Origin of the sequence: Bradyrhizobium sp. PRIMUS42 (assembly GCF_023006515.1) — a bacterium.
GTDB lineage: Bacteria > Pseudomonadota > Alphaproteobacteria > Rhizobiales > Xanthobacteraceae > Bradyrhizobium.
In genome coordinates, this window is record NZ_JALBGZ010001154.1 from 1 (window position 1) to 1,295 (window position 1,295).

1 protein-coding gene and 1 pseudogene are annotated in these 1,295 nt (G+C 65.2%); both read right to left on the reverse strand.

Annotated features, from left to right (window positions below; genetic code table 11):
• Positions 1-110 (reverse strand): annotated as a pseudogene (locus tag MOV75_RS38540) (alpha/beta hydrolase); the annotation flags it as partial.
• 251 nt (positions 111-361) lie between these two features.
• The coding region (ftsA, locus tag MOV75_RS38545) for a cell division protein FtsA (RefSeq protein WP_247008065.1) at positions 362-1,295 on the reverse strand (934 nt) is incomplete at its 5' end.

The window sequence follows — 1,295 nt, forward strand, 5'->3', positions numbered from 1 at the left end:
CCCTGGCGCCACCAGTTCTGGATCACCGCTTCCGACGGTTTTGCGCCGGGGCGATTGTAGCCGTAGAACGGGCCGGCCGGCAGGTCGCGATAGAATTGGGTGCGACTGGCGTCAGCGCCTGGGCGTCGGTGTTGGCGACCACGAAGTCGACGCCCTGAAGGCCCGCCGTGATCATGTTGTTGACGGCGTTGCCGCCGGCGCCGCCGACGCCGAACACGGTGATCCGGGGCTTCAGTTCGTGAATATCAGGAACGTTGATGCTGATGGTCATGGTTGCTGCCTCTCGATCACGCGCGCGTGAGTTCGCCCCGGCCGGTGGCCGCGGGAGTTGGTGAAAATCGATAATTGCGGAAAGGAGTCATCAGAAGCCCTCGCGTAGCCATCGTCCGACCTTTCCGAAATAACCGCCCGTCCCTGTCCTGACCTGCTGCCGCGTATGCCGCGGTTCGACATGTTCGAGGTGAACATATTGCGGGTAGACGAGGAGTCCGGCCGGCACCGCGAACGCGGCGTTCTTCGCCTCGTTCGGCAGCCGGCCGAAGCCGAGCGGACGTCCGACCCGCACGGGCCGGCCGAGAATCTGAGTTCCGAGTTCGACGAGGCCGGTGAGCTGCGAGGCTCCGCCCGAGAGCACGACTCGGCCGTTGGGCTCTGCGGCGAAGGGCGAATCCTTCAGCTTGTCCCGAACCATTTCGAAGACTTCCTCGGCACGGTGCTTGACGATGTTGGCGATGGTGGCGCGGGAGACGATCTGCGGCAGATCCTGCTCGTCACCGGCTGTCGGCACAGACATCAGCTCACGCGAGTCCGATCCGCCGGTGATGACGGTCCCGTATAACGTCTTGATTCGCTCGGCATCGGCAATGGTCGCCGAGAGTCCGCGCGCGAGATCCATCGTGATGTGTTGCCCGCCGACCGCAAAACCCGCCGCATGCACGAAACGGCCGCCTGAATAAACGGCAATCGTGGTGGTGCCCGCGCCCATCTCAACGACGGCGGCGCCGAGATCGGCCTCGTCGTCGGTCAGCACCGACAGGCCGGCCACATAGGGGCTCGCCGCCATGGCTTCGACATTGATGTGGCAGCGCTCCACCGCCAGCATCAGGTTCCGCGCCACGGTGGCGTCGCAAGTGACAACGTTCATGTCGATGCCGAATTGATGGGCGACCATGCCGCGGGGATCGCGGATGCCCTTGACGCCGTCGAGCGTGTAGCCGACCGGCAGCGCGTGCAGCACGGTACGGCCTTCGCCGGTGGCGTGACGCATTCCGGTGGAGGTGACGCGGCTGACATCG